The sequence below is a fragment of the Bordetella genomosp. 2 genome, from assembly GCF_002261345.1.
GTDB lineage: Bacteria > Pseudomonadota > Gammaproteobacteria > Burkholderiales > Burkholderiaceae_B > Bordetella_A.
Genome location: NZ_NEVT01000003.1, coordinates 1,409,876 through 1,425,420 on the forward strand (window position 1 = coordinate 1,409,876; position 15,545 = coordinate 1,425,420).

Annotated in this window: 17 protein-coding genes; 6 read left to right on the top strand and 11 right to left on the bottom strand. The window is 68.7% G+C overall.

All coding sequences use genetic code 11. From position 1 onward, the window contains the following. Positions 1 to 4: 4 nt before the first annotated feature. The 4 genes from CAL24_RS08855 to CAL24_RS08870 all read right to left on the bottom strand — a co-directional run bounded on the left by CAL24_RS08855 (position 5) and on the right by CAL24_RS08870 (position 4,927). Positions 5 to 823, bottom strand: a complete 819-nt coding sequence (locus CAL24_RS08855; RefSeq protein WP_094806440.1) for an enoyl-CoA hydratase/isomerase family protein — start codon at positions 821 to 823, stop codon at positions 5 to 7. 2 nt (positions 824 to 825) lie between these two features. Further along, positions 826 to 2,967: an acetate--CoA ligase family protein gene (locus tag CAL24_RS08860; protein WP_249278502.1), complete on the bottom strand. Its 2,142-nt coding sequence runs from the start codon at positions 2,965 to 2,967 to the stop codon at positions 826 to 828. Positions 2,968 to 3,004: 37 nt separating this feature from the next. After that, a complete protein-coding gene (locus tag CAL24_RS08865; protein WP_249278503.1) occupies positions 3,005 to 3,847 on the bottom strand; it encodes an enoyl-CoA hydratase/isomerase family protein in 843 nt (280 codons plus the stop codon). 186 nt (positions 3,848 to 4,033) lie between these two features. Then, positions 4,034 to 4,927 carry a LysR substrate-binding domain-containing protein gene (locus tag CAL24_RS08870; RefSeq protein ID WP_028353380.1) on the bottom strand — a complete coding sequence of 298 codons (894 nt, stop codon included), beginning with the start codon at positions 4,925 to 4,927 and terminating at the stop codon, positions 4,034 to 4,036. Between the two features lie 151 nt (positions 4,928 to 5,078). Here CAL24_RS08870 and CAL24_RS08875 point away from each other — a divergent pair, with 151 nt between their 5' ends. The 4 genes from CAL24_RS08875 (at position 5,079) to CAL24_RS08890 (ending at position 8,333) form a co-directional block, all read left to right on the top strand. Then, positions 5,079 to 5,714, top strand: a complete 636-nt coding sequence (locus CAL24_RS08875) for a glutathione S-transferase family protein (RefSeq protein WP_249278504.1) — start codon at positions 5,079 to 5,081, stop codon at positions 5,712 to 5,714. 24 nt (positions 5,715 to 5,738) lie between these two features. Further along, positions 5,739 to 6,785 carry an LLM class oxidoreductase gene (locus tag CAL24_RS08880; protein WP_038853155.1) on the top strand — a complete coding sequence of 349 codons (1,047 nt, stop codon included), beginning with the start codon at positions 5,739 to 5,741 and terminating at the stop codon, positions 6,783 to 6,785. Between the two features lie 120 nt (positions 6,786 to 6,905). Further along, entirely contained in the window at positions 6,906 to 7,364 is a 459-nt protein-coding gene (locus CAL24_RS08885) for an Rrf2 family transcriptional regulator (protein WP_038853154.1), read from the top strand. 84 nt (positions 7,365 to 7,448) lie between these two features. Further along, positions 7,449 to 8,333 carry an NAD(P)/FAD-dependent oxidoreductase gene (locus tag CAL24_RS08890; protein WP_028353376.1) on the top strand — a complete coding sequence of 295 codons (885 nt, stop codon included), beginning with the start codon at positions 7,449 to 7,451 and terminating at the stop codon, positions 8,331 to 8,333. Positions 8,334 to 8,369: 36 nt separating this feature from the next. On the opposite strand, the gene CAL24_RS08895 is transcribed toward CAL24_RS08890, so the two are convergent. The 3 genes from CAL24_RS08895 to CAL24_RS08905 all read right to left on the bottom strand — a co-directional run bounded on the left by CAL24_RS08895 (position 8,370) and on the right by CAL24_RS08905 (position 11,182). Next, positions 8,370 to 9,137, bottom strand: a complete 768-nt coding sequence (locus tag CAL24_RS08895; protein ID WP_094806443.1) for a class II aldolase/adducin family protein — start codon at positions 9,135 to 9,137, stop codon at positions 8,370 to 8,372. A gap of 110 nt (positions 9,138 to 9,247) precedes the next feature. Further along, positions 9,248 to 9,748, bottom strand: a complete 501-nt coding sequence (locus CAL24_RS08900) for a DUF2938 domain-containing protein (protein WP_094806444.1) — start codon at positions 9,746 to 9,748, stop codon at positions 9,248 to 9,250. A gap of 9 nt (positions 9,749 to 9,757) precedes the next feature. Then, the gene (locus CAL24_RS08905) at positions 9,758 to 11,182 is read right to left on the bottom strand and encodes an MFS transporter (protein ID WP_094806445.1); all 1,425 of its coding nucleotides are present in this window, start codon (positions 11,180 to 11,182) and stop codon (positions 9,758 to 9,760) included. A 95-nt stretch (positions 11,183 to 11,277) separates the two neighbouring features. On the opposite strand from CAL24_RS08905, the gene CAL24_RS08910 reads away from it, so the two are divergent. Continuing rightward, a complete protein-coding gene (locus tag CAL24_RS08910; RefSeq protein WP_094806446.1) occupies positions 11,278 to 11,949 on the top strand; it encodes an ArsR/SmtB family transcription factor in 672 nt (223 codons plus the stop codon). A gap of 22 nt (positions 11,950 to 11,971) precedes the next feature. Here the strand turns inward: CAL24_RS08910 and CAL24_RS08915 are convergent, their stop codons facing one another. Beyond that, a complete protein-coding gene (locus CAL24_RS08915) occupies positions 11,972 to 13,180 on the bottom strand; it encodes an MFS transporter (protein WP_028353372.1) in 1,209 nt (402 codons plus the stop codon). 94 nt (positions 13,181 to 13,274) lie between these two features. Between CAL24_RS08915 and CAL24_RS08920 the strand changes: the two genes are divergently transcribed. Continuing rightward, entirely contained in the window at positions 13,275 to 13,895 is a 621-nt protein-coding gene (locus CAL24_RS08920; RefSeq protein WP_028353371.1) for a TetR/AcrR family transcriptional regulator, read from the top strand. Between the two features lie 152 nt (positions 13,896 to 14,047). Here the strand turns inward: CAL24_RS08920 and CAL24_RS08925 are convergent, their stop codons facing one another. The 3 genes from CAL24_RS08925 to CAL24_RS08935 are packed head-to-tail and all read right to left on the bottom strand — an operon-like array spanning position 14,048 to position 15,510. Beyond that, a complete protein-coding gene (locus CAL24_RS08925) occupies positions 14,048 to 14,719 on the bottom strand; it encodes a glutathione S-transferase family protein (protein WP_094806447.1) in 672 nt (223 codons plus the stop codon). Between the two features lie 15 nt (positions 14,720 to 14,734). Continuing rightward, on the bottom strand, positions 14,735 to 15,160 hold the full coding sequence (locus CAL24_RS08930) for an SRPBCC family protein (protein WP_094806448.1): 426 nt from the start codon (positions 15,158 to 15,160) through the stop codon (positions 14,735 to 14,737). Next, positions 15,157 to 15,510: an ArsR/SmtB family transcription factor gene (locus CAL24_RS08935; protein ID WP_038853149.1), complete on the bottom strand. Its 354-nt coding sequence runs from the start codon at positions 15,508 to 15,510 to the stop codon at positions 15,157 to 15,159. Before CAL24_RS08935 ends, CAL24_RS08930 begins: the two co-directional genes overlap by 4 nt. Positions 15,511 to 15,545 lie beyond the last annotated feature (35 nt).

The following is a 15,545-nucleotide window of genomic DNA, read 5'->3' on the forward strand; positions in this document are numbered from 1 at the left end:
GCCTTCAGGAGTTATTGCCGGTCTTGTAGTAGTTGGTCCGCCATGCGATGCCGGCACTGGGGCCATCCTGCATCACGCGCTTTTGGAATTCGCCACGCGCGGAGTCGTCGATGAAGGAGAGATACGCCGCTGCCTCGACCCAGCTATTGATGTGCGGAGTCATGCCCATGGTTTCGTAGGCGCGGTTGATTCCGACCTTGGTGATGCGCACGGCATGCCGGGGCAGCCGGCAGAGCGTCTGGACCAGGCCTTCGATGGCCGCGTCCAGGCCATCGTCGGGCACGACTGTGCTGACGATGCCCATGCGCAGCGCTTCGGATGCCGTGAACTGGCGGCCGGTCAGCAGGATATCCTTGGCGATCTTGTGGTTCACCAGCCACGGGACCATCATGAAGGCCGGGCCGGCGCCGAACAGGACCTCCGGCTCTCCCAGGCGGCAGCTTTCGGTGGCGATGGTGAAGTCGCAGGGCAGGACCAGCTCGAAAGCGCCTCCCATGCAGTAGCCGTGGATCGCGGCGATGACCGGCTTCTTGCAGTGCCAGACGGCCCAGCGAGCCCGGTTGGCGACGTCGTGCAGCGCATGCAGTTTGTCCTCATGCGTGCGCTCTCCCATCTCGAGCTTCAAGTCGAACCCGGACGAGAAGGCGCGGCCGTTGCCGCGCAGCACCACCGCCAGGCATTCGGGGTCGTCGCTGGCCTGGCTGATCTTGTCGCCGATGAAGGCATAGATCTCTGGCGTCAAGGCGTTGAGTTTCTCGGGGCGGTTCAAGGTCAGGAATAGCACGCCGTCGCGCATTTCCAGCAAGGGCAGTTCGATTTTCACGTTCACTCCTTATCGTGCACTGCGATCGCTGCATCCACCGGGACGACTCGATCGCCGATGACCATGACCGGGTTGCATTCGACGCTTGCAATGGCGGGATCGGATAGCAGGGCGGCCTGCAACTGGTTGAGCAGGGCGGCGATGGCGTTCGCCGGAACGGCGGGTTCGCCACGGAAGGCCGCCCAGGCGCGGGCGCTCTTGAGGCGCGCCAAGGCGCGTTCGACTCTTTGTGGCGTGGCGGGGAGCAGGCACACCGCCACGTCGTCCAGCGCCTCGGCCAGCACGCCGCCTAGCCCGACGAGCCCCAGGGTGCGCAGTGACACGTCGCGCCGCACGCCTACGATCAGTTCTCGGCGTCGCCCCAGGTCACTGGCGACCATGAACCCGGCCAGGGCGCGAGAGCCGAGCGCCTGCGCGACGTTGCGAGAAATGTCGTCGGCAGCACGGCGCACGGCCGTGGCATCGCCCAGGCCGGTCCGTACGCCGCCCACGTCGCTTTTGTGCGCCACCCCCGGCAGCACGGCCTTGAGCACCACCGGATAGCCGAGTCGCTCTGCCATGGCGACAGCCTGGTCGGCGTCGGAGGCGGTCAGCACTTCGGGAACCTTGACGCCGTGTCGCGCCAGCAGTGCGTAGGCGCCAACCTCGGTGGCGTAATCCTGCGAGGCGCCCGCGGGCGGCCCCGCAGCCGGCTCGTCCGTCCGCGCGGCCTCAGCGTGCGTGTCGACGTCCCGCGCCAGGTAGCGGCCGCGCTTGCGCAGCGCGGCTAATGCCGCGCCCACGGCGGCAACCGAGTCCAGGCAGGGCACGCCCGCCTCGCGCATGGCCGTGAAAGAGGGGTGGGGCCGGTCGGCATAGGGTGTATAGAAGACGATGGGCTTGTCCAGCCGCGCCTGCAACTGGCCGATGAGCGGCGCCGCGGTCTCGTAGTCATACTCGCTGTCCTCGGCGACTTTTCCATCTTTCCATAGGCCGTACAACCCATAGTTGACGGCCGCGCTGAATCCGGCGTCGTGCTGCATGACCAGCCCGGTCAGGGACGCGAACAGGCTGGGATCGCTGGTATACGCGCCGGTCATGTCCACCGGATTGCGCTTGGGAGCCCAGGCCGGCAGTCGACGACCCAATTCCTGCTGCAGATCCTCCGAGAATGCGGGCACCCGCAGGCCGGCCGATTCGACTTCATCGGTGCACACGGTGGAGTGGCCGCCGCCTGAGCCTACGATGGCGACATCCTCGCCCCGCATGGGCGGACAGCGCATCAGCGCTTCCGCGACCGGCAGCATGAGTTCCATCTGCGACACCTCGATGACCCCGGCTTCCTCGAACAGTGCCGCGTACACGCGTTCCGAAGATGATAACGAAGCCGTGTGGGACTCGGCGGCGCGCCGTCCAGCATCGGTCCTGCCGCCTTTGAGCGCGACGATGGGCTTGAGACGGCTGACGCGGGAGCAAGTCCGGAAAAAGGCATCGCCGGCGCCTGGCCGCAACCCCTCCAGGTAGACCACGATGACCTTGGTGGCCTCATGCTGGCCAAGGTAGTCGATGTACTCGTGCATCGGGATATCGGCCTGGTTGCCGAAACCCACGAAGCAGGAAAACCCCACATCGTGCTTGCGTGCCTGGTCCCATAACGTGACGCCCACATTGCCGCTTTGCGACACCATCGCGATCGCGCCGGCCGGCAAGGGACTGATCTCGGTCAGGTTCAGGCCCAGGTGCAGGTTGAACAGCCCCATGCAGTTCGGCCCCACGATGCGCATGCCGCTGGCATTGCAGGTACGCACCATGTCATCCTGCAAAGCGGCGCCGGCCGCTCCCATTTCAGCGAAACCGGACGTGAACACCACGCTGAAGGCCGTGCCGCGCGCTGCCACGGCCTTCAGGACCTCCGGGGTCTGCGCCGGCCCCAGCAGATTGAAGGCCACATCGATGTCGCCCGGCAGTGCATCGGGGCTGGTGTGAATCTGCAGGCCTTCAAGTTCGCCGGCCTGGCGGCCCAGCAGGGAAATTTTCCCCTGGTACCCCGCATCCAACAGCGATCGCAGGAATTTGTAGCCCGCTTTGCTCGTATCGCGCGATACGCCAAGCAGGGCCACGTGACGGGGTTCGAACAGCCTGTGCAAGGGGTGATTCGACGCCATGTTGATTGCATGCTCCAGGAGGGGTTGAGGGGCGGGGTCAGGGGGCGTCGCTGAAGCGCGGCGCACGTTTTTCGAGGAATGCGGCAATGCCCTCGCGCGCGTCGGGGCCGCGATGCAGCGTCAGGGCAGTTTGCGCTTCGTACTGCGCGGCTTTCTCGCAGCCTTCCCACAAACCCAGATTCAGGCCCACTTTGACCGCGCGCACCACTGCCGGCGAGCGCTGGGCAATGGTCTCGGCCAGCTCCAGGGCGGCAGGCAACGCTTGTCCGCGTGGCACCAGGCGCGAGACCAGATCGCAACGGGCGGCCTCGCGCGCATCCATGGGGTCGGCGGTAAGCATCAGCGCCAGCGCCCGGGCCGGCGGGATCAACTGGGGAAGCCGGTAGAGTTGTCCGCCCTCCGGCAGAATGCCGAGCCGGGCGCCGGGCGAGCCGAACACCGCGTTCTCGCTGGCGACGCGCAGGTCGCATGACAGGGCCAGCATGAAGCCCGCTGCCCAGCAATGGCCGTTGACCGCCGCAATCACGGGCTTCTGCATGGTCAGCGGACGTACAAAGGGAGCCTCTCCCACGGCGCTCTGCGCATGTTGCCCGGAAGCCAGTTCGTTGAGGTCGTGACCGCTGGAGAAGGCGACATCGCCGGCGCCGGTGACCACCACGACGCGGACGCTGCTGTCCGCCTCCGCGGCATCGAATGCCGCCAGCAGGTCTTCCGCCATGGACCCGCTGAAGGCATTGCGGATACGCTCGTTGCATATGGTAAGCACACGCACCGCGCCGCGCGTTTCAACTCGAATTTGGTACATCAATGCAATCCCCTCTTCATCGAGGCCAAGCCGGTATCGGCCGGGTCCTTCGGTATCTAGCGACTTGAAGTTCAAAAATATCCTAAAGGCTAAAATTGGATTGTATGTATAAAAAAATGCCGGGCAATGCGGGATAACCCTTTGCTGTGCGCGGGCGCCAGGCGAGCGTGAATGTCGACGCCGAATGGCGTCGATGAGAGGGCGGCGGTGTGGCCGCTTCAGGAGGGAGGGGGGATCAGCGGCGGGACAAGGCGGGGAGCCTTAGCCCGCCGGATCGGCCGCCTCTTGCGCCAGCCATTCCATGAACTGCGCAATGGCCCGCTTGCGGGCGGCGCCCGGCAGGGTCACCGCGTAATAGGCGAACTCGGTGGGCCAGGGGCGGTCGAGCGCGACCGCCAATCGTCCGCTGGCGATTTCTTCGCGGGCGTAGATGTCGCGCACCAGGGCGATGCCTTGTCCGGTTTCCGCGGCGCGAATGAGCAGGAAATCGTCGTCGAAGGCGGGGCCTCGTTCGATGCGTGGGTCGTCCTTGACGCCCATCGCTTCGAGCCACAGGCGCCAGTCGCTGCGGTCGGAGTCCTGCAGCAGGGGATAGGCCAGGCAGTCCGCCGGCTGCGCGATGCGCGGCCCCTGCGCCAGCAGCGCAGGCGCGGCGACCGGGAGCAGCGCCGGCGCCATCAGGTAGCGGGCGTCGAGGCCGGGGTAGCGGCCCAGGCCATGGCGGATGGCGATATCCACTTTGTCGCGGCGCAGGTCCACGAGGGTGGGCGACGCCTCGACACGCACCTCGATGGCCGGATGCAGGCGGGTGAATTTCCCCAGGCGCGGCACCAGCCACGATGCGGCAAAGGACGGCACGGTGCTGACCGTCAGCGTCTGGCGGGCATGGATGTCGTCGAGCCGGGCCAGGCAGGATTCGATCTGGTCGAATGCCTGCATCAGCGATGGATAGACCTGCGTGCCGGTGTCGGTGAGCTGCAGCCCTTGGCGTGTGCGCACGAACAGGTCGCAGCCGACGCGCTCTTGCAGCAGCTTGATTTGCTGGCTGACCGCGCCGGGCGTGACGCCCATGGCTTCGGCGGCGTTCTTGATGCTGCCGTGCCGCCCCGTTTCCACGAAGGCGCGCAGGGCCAGCAGGGGAAGGACCTTGCCCATCGAGGCACCCTGGAAGAATTGGAAATTTAGATTGGCTAATTTTATTGCTTAGATCATATCGCTTTTTGCATTGATTTTGGCTGCCTAGAATTCGCTTGGAAGACAAGTAAGTTTAGTAATTCTGTGAATCTGAGAATGCAGGAGGCCTGCCGTGCCCGCTTCTGAATTGGTCCTTTACACCGACAGCTCGCCAAACGGCTTCAAGGCCACGATCGCCCTGGAAGAACTGGCGCTGCCTTACGAACTGCGCCACGTCCGGGTCGAGCATGGCGAGAACCGGACGGCGGATTTTCTCGCGCTCAATCCGCACGGGCGCATTCCGGTGCTGGTCGATACGCCGGCCGGCATCACATTGTTCGAGTCCGCGGCCATTCTGTTGTACCTGGCCGAGAAAACCGGCCGGCTGCTGCCGCGCGACCCGGCCGGCCGGTGGGAAGCCATCAAGTGGCTGATGTTCCATGCGTCCAGCGCCGGGCCGATTCTGGGACAGCGCGTGCACTTCGAGATGTTCGCGCAGGACCGCCATGCCCCGGCCATCGACCGCTACCGGCGTCTGTCGGCCGAGATTTTCGCGACCCTGGATGGCCGCCTGTCCGACCGCGAATGGTTGGCGGGGCAGGAATACTCGATCGCCGATATCGCCCATTTCGGATGGCTGCACATCGCCCGGGTGATTGATTTCGATTTCAGCGGCTATCCGCGGCTGGACGCCTGGTTCCGGCGCGTCGCCGCGCGGCCCGCGGTCCAGCGCGGCATTGCATTGCCGGCGCCCGCCACCGGCCCATGAATCATTGCAGAAGGAGCATGAACCATGAACGATACGATTTACCAGGAGTACCAGCCGCTGTGCCGGGGCGCTTCGGCGCCGGCGTTCCGCGCGCATGCAGGCTACCAGCGCATGTTCCGTCCGGATGCGCTGACCATCGGGATCTTCCTGCCGCTGCGCTTCTTCCAGGGCGACATGCAGGTGCTGGCGGGGCAGGCCGACCTGGTGGAGCGGATCGACCAGTACGGTTTTGCAGCCACCTGGGTGCGCGACGTGCCGCTGTTCGATCCGCGTTTCGGCGACGCGGGCCAGGTGTTCGATGCCTATGCTTACCTGGCCCATCTGGCGGCGCGCACGCGGCGCGTCGCGCTGGCCACGGGCAGCGTGATCTTCCCGCTCAGGCATCCGGTAGACCTGGCCAAATCCGCCGCCACGATTGACCGGCTGTCGGGCGGCCGCCTGGTGCTGGGCATCGCGTCGGGCGACCGGCCGGTCGAGTTTCCCGCCTATGGCTTGAGCCACGAACAGCGCGGCGAACGTTTCGCCCAGGCGGTGGATCATTTCCGGCAACTGCTGCGCCCGGACGGCGGCGCCGTCGCGTCGCCGCTGGGGAAAATGGATGGCGTCGAGCTGCTGCCCAAGCCCGCCACCGGCGCCATTCCCCTCATCGTGACCGGCGCGTGCCGCCAGAGCCTGCCGTGGATCGGCGAGCAGGCCGACGGCTGGCTGACCTATCCCGGTAGCTCGCAGAATGTCATGGGGCCGCGCCGGCTGGCCGAGAAGATCAGCGCCTGGCGCGCGTTGATCCCCGACGGCGGTTTTCGCCCGCACATGACCAATGAATGGCTGGACCTGGTGGCCCGCGCCGATTATCCGCGCACGCCGCTCAACGATGGATTCATCCTGCGCACCGGCCGCACCGGCCTGATCGATCTGCTGGGGGAATGGCGGGAGGCCGGCGTGAACCACGTGGCCCTGGGCATCCAGTTTTCTGCCCGGCCCGCCGCCGAGATCCTCCAGGAACTGGCCGAAGAGGTGCTGCCGCATTTTCCGTCGCACGAGGGCGTGGAACCGGCCTGGCAGGCATGGTAGGCGAGCGGGAAGGACGGTCCCGTCGCAGCCTGGCGCGGGGTCGGCCGCGCGCGCCGGCCGGCACGCGCCATCTGATACGATCGGTTCTCCATCGAGCCAGTCCGAGCAGATTCCCCGTCCGTGAGAACCGACAGCCGACTTTCCCGCATGCTGCACGTATTGCTGCACATGGCGCGGGCCGAGCAGCCGCTGACGTCCGAGCAGATTGGCCGCATGCTCGGCACCAATGCGGCGGTGGTCCGCCGCACCATGGCCGGCCTGCGCAAGGCCGGCTATGTACAGTCCGAGAAAGGCCACAACGGCGGCTGGCGGATCGCCTGCGACTTGCGCCAGGTCACCTTGCTCGACATCCACCATGCCGTGGGCGGGCCGCGCATCTTCGCCATCGGGCCCGACCACGATCACCCCGACTGCGCCGTCGAGCGCGCCGTCAACGCGGCGCTGGCCGATGCCCTGCGGCAGGCCGAGGCCTTGCTGATCGAGCGCCTGGGAGCCGTCACCCTGGCCGACCTGGCCGGCGATTTCGATGCGCTGTGCCGCGGGCACGCCGCATCCCCCGGCGCTTTGCTCCACCGATAGAGCGAACCGGCGCGCGCCGCTTGCGCCATTGCGCGGAATTTAATGTATCATTAAAAGATACGTGAAACGCAATGGAGCGACACCATGGACTATGACGTGATCATCATCGGCGGCAGCTATGCCGGTTTATCGGCCGGCCTGCAATTGGCGCGCGCCCGGCGCAGCGTCCTGGTCATCGACGCGGGCGAGCGCCGCAACCGCTACGCGGCGGCGTCGCACGGTTTCCTGACGCAGGATGGCGCCGCGCCGGGCGACATCGCGGCACTGGGGCGCGCGCAGTTGCTGAAGTACGGCACGGTGCGCTGGCTGCAGGACGAGGCGCGCGACGCGCAAGCGCTCGAGGGCGGCTTCGCGGTGGTGGCCGGCGCAGGCTCGCGGCATACGGCGAGCCGCCTGGTGCTGGCCACCGGCGTGCGGGACGAGCTGCCCGATATTCCCGGGCTGGCCCAGCGCTGGGGGCGGCATGTCTTCCATTGCCCGTATTGCCACGGATACGAACTGGAGCAAGGGCCGGTGGGCGTCCTGGCGGTCAGCGAGTTGTCGCTGCACCAGGCGCTGATGCTGCCGGACTGGGGGCCCACCACGCTGTTCCTCAACGAGGTGTTCGAGCCCGATGCCGGGCAATCCGCCCAGCTGCGGGCGCGCGGCGCGCGGATCGTGCGGGGGCGGGTGGCGCGTCTGGACGGAACCGCCGACGTCGTCATGCAGGACGGCACCGTGCATGCGCTGGCGGGCTTGTTCGTGGCGACCCGGGTGCGGCCGGGCGGCTTGCCCGCCCAGCTCGGCTGCGCGCTCGAGGACGGCCCGATGGGGCCGTTCGTGCGCACGGACGCGATGAAAGCGACCACGGTGCCGGGCGTATTTGCCTGCGGCGATGTGGCGCGCCCGGCGGGATCGGTCGCGCTGGCCGTGGGCGATGGCGCGATGGCGGGCGCGGCGACGCATCGCTCGCTGATGTTCGGGCTGTGACGGGCCTGCGCCCGCGCCAGCCCGGCGGCATGCCGTCTATTGATCGTAGCCCGGGTAGCGGCGCTGCAGGCGGCGCAGCAGGCCGGGCCATACCAGGCCCTCGGGGCCGCGGCCCAGCCGGACCTGCTCCAGCTGCTTTTCCGCCATCGCCAGCACCTGTGGCGCGATGGTCCGCAGCTTGACCTGGCCGGCCAGCGCGCGCACTTGCGCCATGCATGCCGCCTCGAGCCGGTGCATGCCCACGAAAGCCTGGGCCACCGAACGGCCGGTCGTCAACAGGCCATGGTTGCGCAGGATCATGTGCTGCTTGTCGCCCAGGTCGCGCACCAGGCGCGGCTTTTCGTCTTCCAGCAGCGCGAAGCCTTCGTAGTCGTGATAGGCCAGTGAATGCAGCACCGACATGGCGAACTGCGACAGCGGCAGCAGGCCTTCTTCCTGGGCCGATACCGCGACGCCATTGATGGAGTGGGTGTGCAGCACGCAGACGACATCGGGGCGCGCCGCGTGAATACAGCTATGGATGGTGAAGCCCGCCGGATTGACGTCGCCTTCGCTCTCCAGCACCTTGTTGCCCTGGATGTCGATCTTGACCAGGCTGGATGCGGTGATTTCTTCGAACATCGAGCCATAGGGGTTGATCAGGAAGTGCTCGGTACCGGGGATCTTGGCGCTGATATGAGTAAAAACCAGATCGTCCCAGCCGAACATGGCCACCAGCCGGTAAGCGGCGGCCAGGTCCACGCGCATCTGCCATTCCTCGGGGCTGACCTGTGCGCGGATGGAGTTCGTCGGGTTCGTCGTCATGCGGGTTCCTTGGTTGGGCTGGGTCGGCCGGCGCGAGAAGCGCCGGGTTGTCCGCCAGCATAGACGTTCCCGCGCCGTCTGGGCGAGCGGGCCGGCGCGACCGGCTCGCTTCAGCCCGCCAGTATGTTGAAGGCCCATCCTGCCAGGTACAGGCCCACGCCGAACGACGCGTGCGCCATCAGGCTGCGCAGCCGGGCCGTGCCGGGGCGGGGCGTGCGCGAGGCGGCGATGCCGGCGCCCAGGCCTGGTTGCAGGATGAAGAACGGCGCGACGACAGTCAGCACGCCGATGCCCAGGGCGGGCAGGAAGGTCGGAGCTTGCAGCCATGACGGGCCGGCCAGCGCCAGCAGGGCCGCCGCGAAGATGACGCCGATGGCATAGTGCAGGAACCAGCCCAGCGCGGCTTCGCCGGGGACGGGCGCGGCCTGAGCGATGCTGTCATGGACGAAGCGGCCGCGCGGCAGGTGCCCGGCCCAGCGGCCGACCATGGCGTAGTCGAGCGACGGAATGCCGAAGGCGCGCTTGAGCAGCAATGCCCACAGGTCCATGACCAGGGTGGCGCCGATGCCGATCGGGATGGCGGGAAGGAGCAGCGAGAAAGAGTCGTTCATGGCGATGGTTCACGAAGCGTGGAAGGAATGACAGGCATGGCGGCCGTCGGCCGCGCGGCGCGCCAGGCGCGCGGTCGCGGCGGCGGCTGACAGGAATATGGCGGCGGCGCTGCCGAACGCCCAGGCGTAGCCGGCGACGCTATCGGCGGGCAGCGCCGCGATTGCCATCAGCAGCGCCAGGCCAACGGTGGGGCCGAGTTCCATGGCGGTGTTCATGACCCCGCCCGCCAGCCCGGCCTGGTGCGGGGCCGCATGGGTCATGGCGAGGACGGCCCCGCCACAGAACACCAGGGAAATGCCGATGGCCAGCAGCAGCATGCCCGGCAGCAGGCCGCCCCAATACGTCGTGCCGGCGCCGATGCCCGCCAGCAGCGCCAGGCCGGCGGCCGCCACGACGAAGCCGGCGCTGGCGCCGCCGGCCGCGCCGAGCCGCGCTATGCACGCAGGGGCGAGGTGGTTGGCGATGAGCAGGACCACGGCGAAGGGCAGGAAGGCCAGCGCCGTGGCCAGCGGCGTCCAGCCCAGCGCTTGTTGCAGGTAAAGCAGCAGGACGAACTCGACCAGGACCGAGGCGGCGGCTGCCAGGAATACGCCGAACAGGCCGGCCGCCCGGCAGGGGTCGCGCAAGAAGCCGGGCGGTAGCAGCGGATCGCGCTGCCTGCGCTCGAACCGCGCGAAGGCGGCCAGCGCCAGCATGCCGGCTGCCAGCGGAACATAGGTGGCGGGCGTGTGCCAGCCTTGTGCGATGCTGGCAATCAGCCCGAAGCTGGTCAGGGCGATGCCGAGCGCGGCGCTGGCCGCGCCCAGTGGGTCGAGGCCGGGCCGCTGGGCCGGCGCGCCGGCGACGTCGGCAGGCAGCAGGCGCGGCAGCGCGAAGGTGCCGAGCAGCGCGACCGCGATCGGGATGAGGAACATCCAGCGCCACGACAGCCAGTGGGTCAGGACGCCGGACGAGACGAAACCCGCCACGGCGCCCAGCACCGAGACGCCGCCCCACACGGCCATGGCGCGGGCGAACCCGGCCGGCGCGGGGAACAGCGCGCGCAACAGCGCCAGGGCGGCGGGCGCCGCCAAGGCGCCGCCGGCGCCTTGCGCAACGCGCATGGCGGCCAGGGTTTCGAACCCTGGCGCCAGCGCGGCGCCTGCCGAGGCGACGCCCAGCAGCCCCAGCCCGGCGCGGAACATGCGGCGCCCGCCGAAGCGATCGGCCAGCCGGCCGCCGAACAGAAGCAAGCCGCTGAAGGGCAGGCCGTAGGCCACTTGCAGCGTCAGCACCCCGGCCGAGCCCAGCGCGAACTCTCGGGCGATCCGCGGCAGCGGCACCATGATGAGGGCGATGGTGAAGATCAGCGTGGCCTGGGCCACGGCCAGCAGAATGAAGGCGCCGCGGCCGGCGACGGGCGGCGGGACGGCGGGCGCGGATGACGGCGGCATTGGTCGGGCTCGGGAAGGTCCGGGCAAGGCGCCCGATGAAGAATATAACATTCAATTAATTGATTGAATATTAGATTGAGCCTACCATGGCGTCAATGAACCGCGATTCCGCCCATCCCTCCGACCGTTTCGATGCCCTGGCAGAACTGGCCCGGACGCTCGGCCATGCGCATCGCCTGGCGCTGCTGGAACACATTGCCCAGGGCGAGCGCTCCGTCGAGCGCCTGGCGGAGCTGGCCGGCCTGTCGCTGGCCAATGCCTCCCAGCACCTGCAGCACCTGCGCCGCGCCGGACTGGTGCAGACACGCCGCGCCGGCAAGCGGGTGCTGTACCGCCTGGGCGGCGGGCCGGTGGCCAACGTGCTGGCCGCGCTGCGCGATTTCGCCGCCTACCAGCATGCCGAGATCCAGGCCCTGGCGGCCGACAGCCGCCAGCGGCCCGAGCGGCTGGAAGGCATTGCCATCGAGGACCTGCTGGGCCGCATGGCCGAGGGCAGCGTGGTGCTGCTGGATGTTCGTCCGGCGGACGAATACGCGCTGGGCCATTTGCCCGGCGCCATCAACATACCCGCGGAAGAACTGGCCCGGCGCCTGGGCGAACTGCCGCCGGGCCGGGACATCGTCGCGTACTGCCGGGGCCCTTATTGCGTGTTGTCGACCGAGGCAGTGGCCGCGCTGCAGGCGCGCGGTTTCCATGCGCGCCGGCTGGGAGCGGGATTTCCGGAATGGAAGGCGGCGGGCCTGCAGGTGGAACTGGCGCCGGCCTGAGCCGGGCCGCGGCCCGGCGCGCCTATGGGCGGGCCGGCGCGGCCAGGCGCGGCAAGCGGCGCTGGATGAGCGTCGCCACTGCCAGGGCCAGGACGAGCAGGCCGCAGGCCGCCAGCGCATTGACGTGCAGGCCCTGGCTGTCGACCACTTGCCCGCCCAGGAACGAGCCCGCCGAAATGGCCAGGTTGAAGATCGCAACCGACCAGGCCGTGGCCGGTTCGAGGTCGGACGAGGCGGCTTTCATGGTCCATGTCATCACGGACACCGACACTCCGCCGTAGGCCAGGCCCCACAACAACAGCACCAGCGCGCCGCCCCAGGCGCTGCCGGCGGTGGCGAATAGCAGCAGCAACGTGGACGCCAGGCCGGCCGCGATGACGATGAGCGTCCAGCCCACGCGCCGCGCCGCGTTCAGGCCGGCGATGAAGTTGCCGGCGATGCCGGCCATGCCGTAGGCGAACAGCAGTACGCCGATCCACTCGGCCTGGAAGCCCGACACCGACAGCAGCCAGGGACGCACGAAGGTGAACGCCATGAAGTGGCCGGCGACCAGCAGCAGCGTCAGGGCCAGGCCGAGCCGCAGGCCCGGATTGGACAGGGCGTGGCGCAGGCTGCGCAGCGAGACCGACCGGCCGACCGGCAGGGGCGGCATGGACCACAGGTGCAGGCCCAGGACCAGGGCGGCGAGCAGCGCCATGCCGCCGAACGCCATGCGCCAGCCGGCCAGGTCGCCGATCAGCGCGCCCAGCGGCACGCCCAGCACCGAGGCGGCGGCCACGCCGCCGAAAATGATGGAAGTGGCCAGGCCGACCGATTCAGGCGGCACCAGGCGCACGGCCAGGCCGCTGGCAATGGCCCAGATGCCGCCGATGCACAGGCCCACCAGCACGCGCGCGGCCAGCAGCCAGGCCACGCTGGGCGCCAGGGCGGTGGCGAGGTTGGCGGCGATCAGCAGCACGAACAGGATCGACAGAATATGGCGGCGGTCCATGCCGCCCGCCGCCACGATGACCGCCGGCGCGAACAGCGCCGCCAGCAGGGCTGGAACCGTCAGCAGCAGCCCCATGGTGCCGGTCGATGCGCCGACCGTCTGGGCGATGGAGGTGAGCAGCCCGACCGGCAGCATTTCGGTGGTGACCACGGCAAAGGTGGCGAGCCCGCCGCTGGCCACCGCCAGCCAGGGATGCGGGGTGCGGGGGCGGGCGGGGCGGTTGCGGTGCGGGCGGTTCATGAGGCGGTTGGGGGTGAGACGGTGGTTGCGGCATAATAGGTACATACGCCTCGTATGTCAATTTGCATACGCTTCGTATGTAAAAGGAGACAACATGCCGCGCCGCACCCGTTCCGAAATGATCGAAGAGACCCGCGCCAAGCTGGTCGCCGCGGCGCGGCAAGCGTTCGGCGCGCAGGGCTATGCCAATACTTCGATGGACGACTTCACTGCCGCGGCCGGATTGACGCGCGGCGCGCTGTACCACCATTTCGGCGACAAGCGGGGCTTGCTGGCGGCGGTGGTCGAACAGATCGACGAGGAAACCGACGCGCGCCTGCAGGCGGTCTCCGACGCCGCGCCGGACGCCTGGGAGGGGTTTCGCAATCGTTGCCGCGCCTATCTGTACATGGCGCAGGAACCCGAAATGCGGCGCATCGTGCTGCAGGACGCCCGCGCCGTGCTGGGTGGGGCCTCGCCTGTTTCGCAGCAGTTCTGCGTGACGTCGATGGCTGAGTTGCTGGCCACGCTGATGGACAAGGGCGTGGTGCGGCAGGCCGATCCGGCGGCATTGGCGCGCCTGGTCTATGGCGCGCTGGCCGAAGGCGCGTTCTGGGTGGCCGAGTCGGACGGCGATCCCGATGGCGGCCACGCCCGCCTGCGCGCCACCCTGGATGCGCTGGACGCGCTGCTGGCCGGCATGCTCGCCGGGCCGCAGCGGCCGGCCGCTGGCTAGCTGCACCAGGTGTCAGACACCTCGCGAGCACCCCGAACGTCACCCAGGTGTCAGACACGCCAGGGGAGACGGCCAGGAATTTGCCGCGTTTTCTCGCGGGGTGTCTGACACCTCGCAGGCATCCCGCGGCGGGAAGACTGGCGGCGTCACGCCTAGGCTTGCGCCGGCCTGGCGGCGCGGCTCGCTTCGTATTCGCGGAACGGCCGCAATTGGTCGGCCAGCGCCTTGCGGAACGCCGCGCGCGCTTCGCAGCGCGCCTGGTAGGCCGCCAGCGCGGGACGGTCCGATACCAGTGTGGTGTGGCGCAGGATGCGCAGCACGCTGGTCATCATCAAGTCGCCCGCAGTGAAGCGGTCTTCCAGGTAATCGCGCCCGCCCAGCCACTCCTGCAATTCGTCCAGGCGCTTGCGGACGGCCTGTTCCGCCGTGGGCCGGGCGGCTGCCGCCCAAGGCTGGTCGGCGTGGAACAGGTCCAGCCCCGCCAGGTGCTGGATGGGTGGCTCCAGTGTGTTGAGCGCGGCCAGGACCCAGGCGCGGGCGCGCGCGCCCTGGCGGGCGTCGCGCGGCATCAGCGCCTCGCTGCGCCCGGCGATCTCCAGCACGATGGCGCCGGACTCGAACAACTGGAGGCCGTCTTCCTCGATGGCCGGTACCTGCCCGAACGGCTGCAGCGCGCGGTATGCCGGACTGGCCTGGTCGGCCGGGCCGATCAGGCGTTCCCGGTAGGCGATGCCGGCTTCTTCCAGGGCCCAGCGCGCGCGCAGGTCGCGCACCAGGCCTTGGGCGAACGGCGGGACCCAGCGGAATGCGGTCAGGGTCATCATGGGCCGATCCTCCGGTCAGGCGGCGTAGTGCCGCACAAGTTTGTCGAGCGCGCCGCCCCAGCCGCTTTCGTGGCTGCGCGCGGTGGCCTCGTCGCGCAGGCCGTCGTGGGTGAAGGTGAGTTCGGTGCCGCTGTCGATGGCGCGCAGGGCGACCACCACGCGCGAGTCGGGGCCCGCGGCGTCGTCCGACCAGCGCCAGCTCATTTCCAGGTGGTGGGGCGGCTCGACCCGCAAGTATTCGCCGCTGCTTTCGTGCTCGCTGCCATCGAGCATGCGGAAGCGCACCCGGAAGCGGCCGCCGACCCGCACGTCGGTTTCGGCCAGCAGGACGGGGCCGTCGTCGGGGCCCCACCAATGGGAAATGCCTTCGGGCGTGGTGAGCGCCTCGAACACGGTGGCGGGTTGCGCATTGATGCGCCGTATCAGGGTGAGGCTGGTCATGGCTTGCGGCTCCTTTGGGCGGTTTCGCGGCTTTCCGCGTAGGCGGCCAGGCGGTCGAGGCTGCGGTTCCAGAAGTGCTCGTAGCGGCGCAGCCAGTCCAGCGCTCCCTGCATGGGAGCGGGGGACAGGCGCACCGTGACGGTGCGGCCGACCTTGATGCGCTCGATGAGGCCGGCCTCGTCGAGCACGTCCAGATGCTTCATGACCGCCGGCAGCTTGATGGCGAACGGCTGCGCCAGCTGGCTGACCGTGGCGTCGCCTTCGCGCTCGAGCCGGGCGAGGATGGCCCGGCGGGTCGGGTCGACCAGCGCCGCGAATGTCTGGTCAAGGGGATCTGAATACTTCACCATGTGGTGAAGTATCGGCGTGGCCGCGAGGCTTGTCA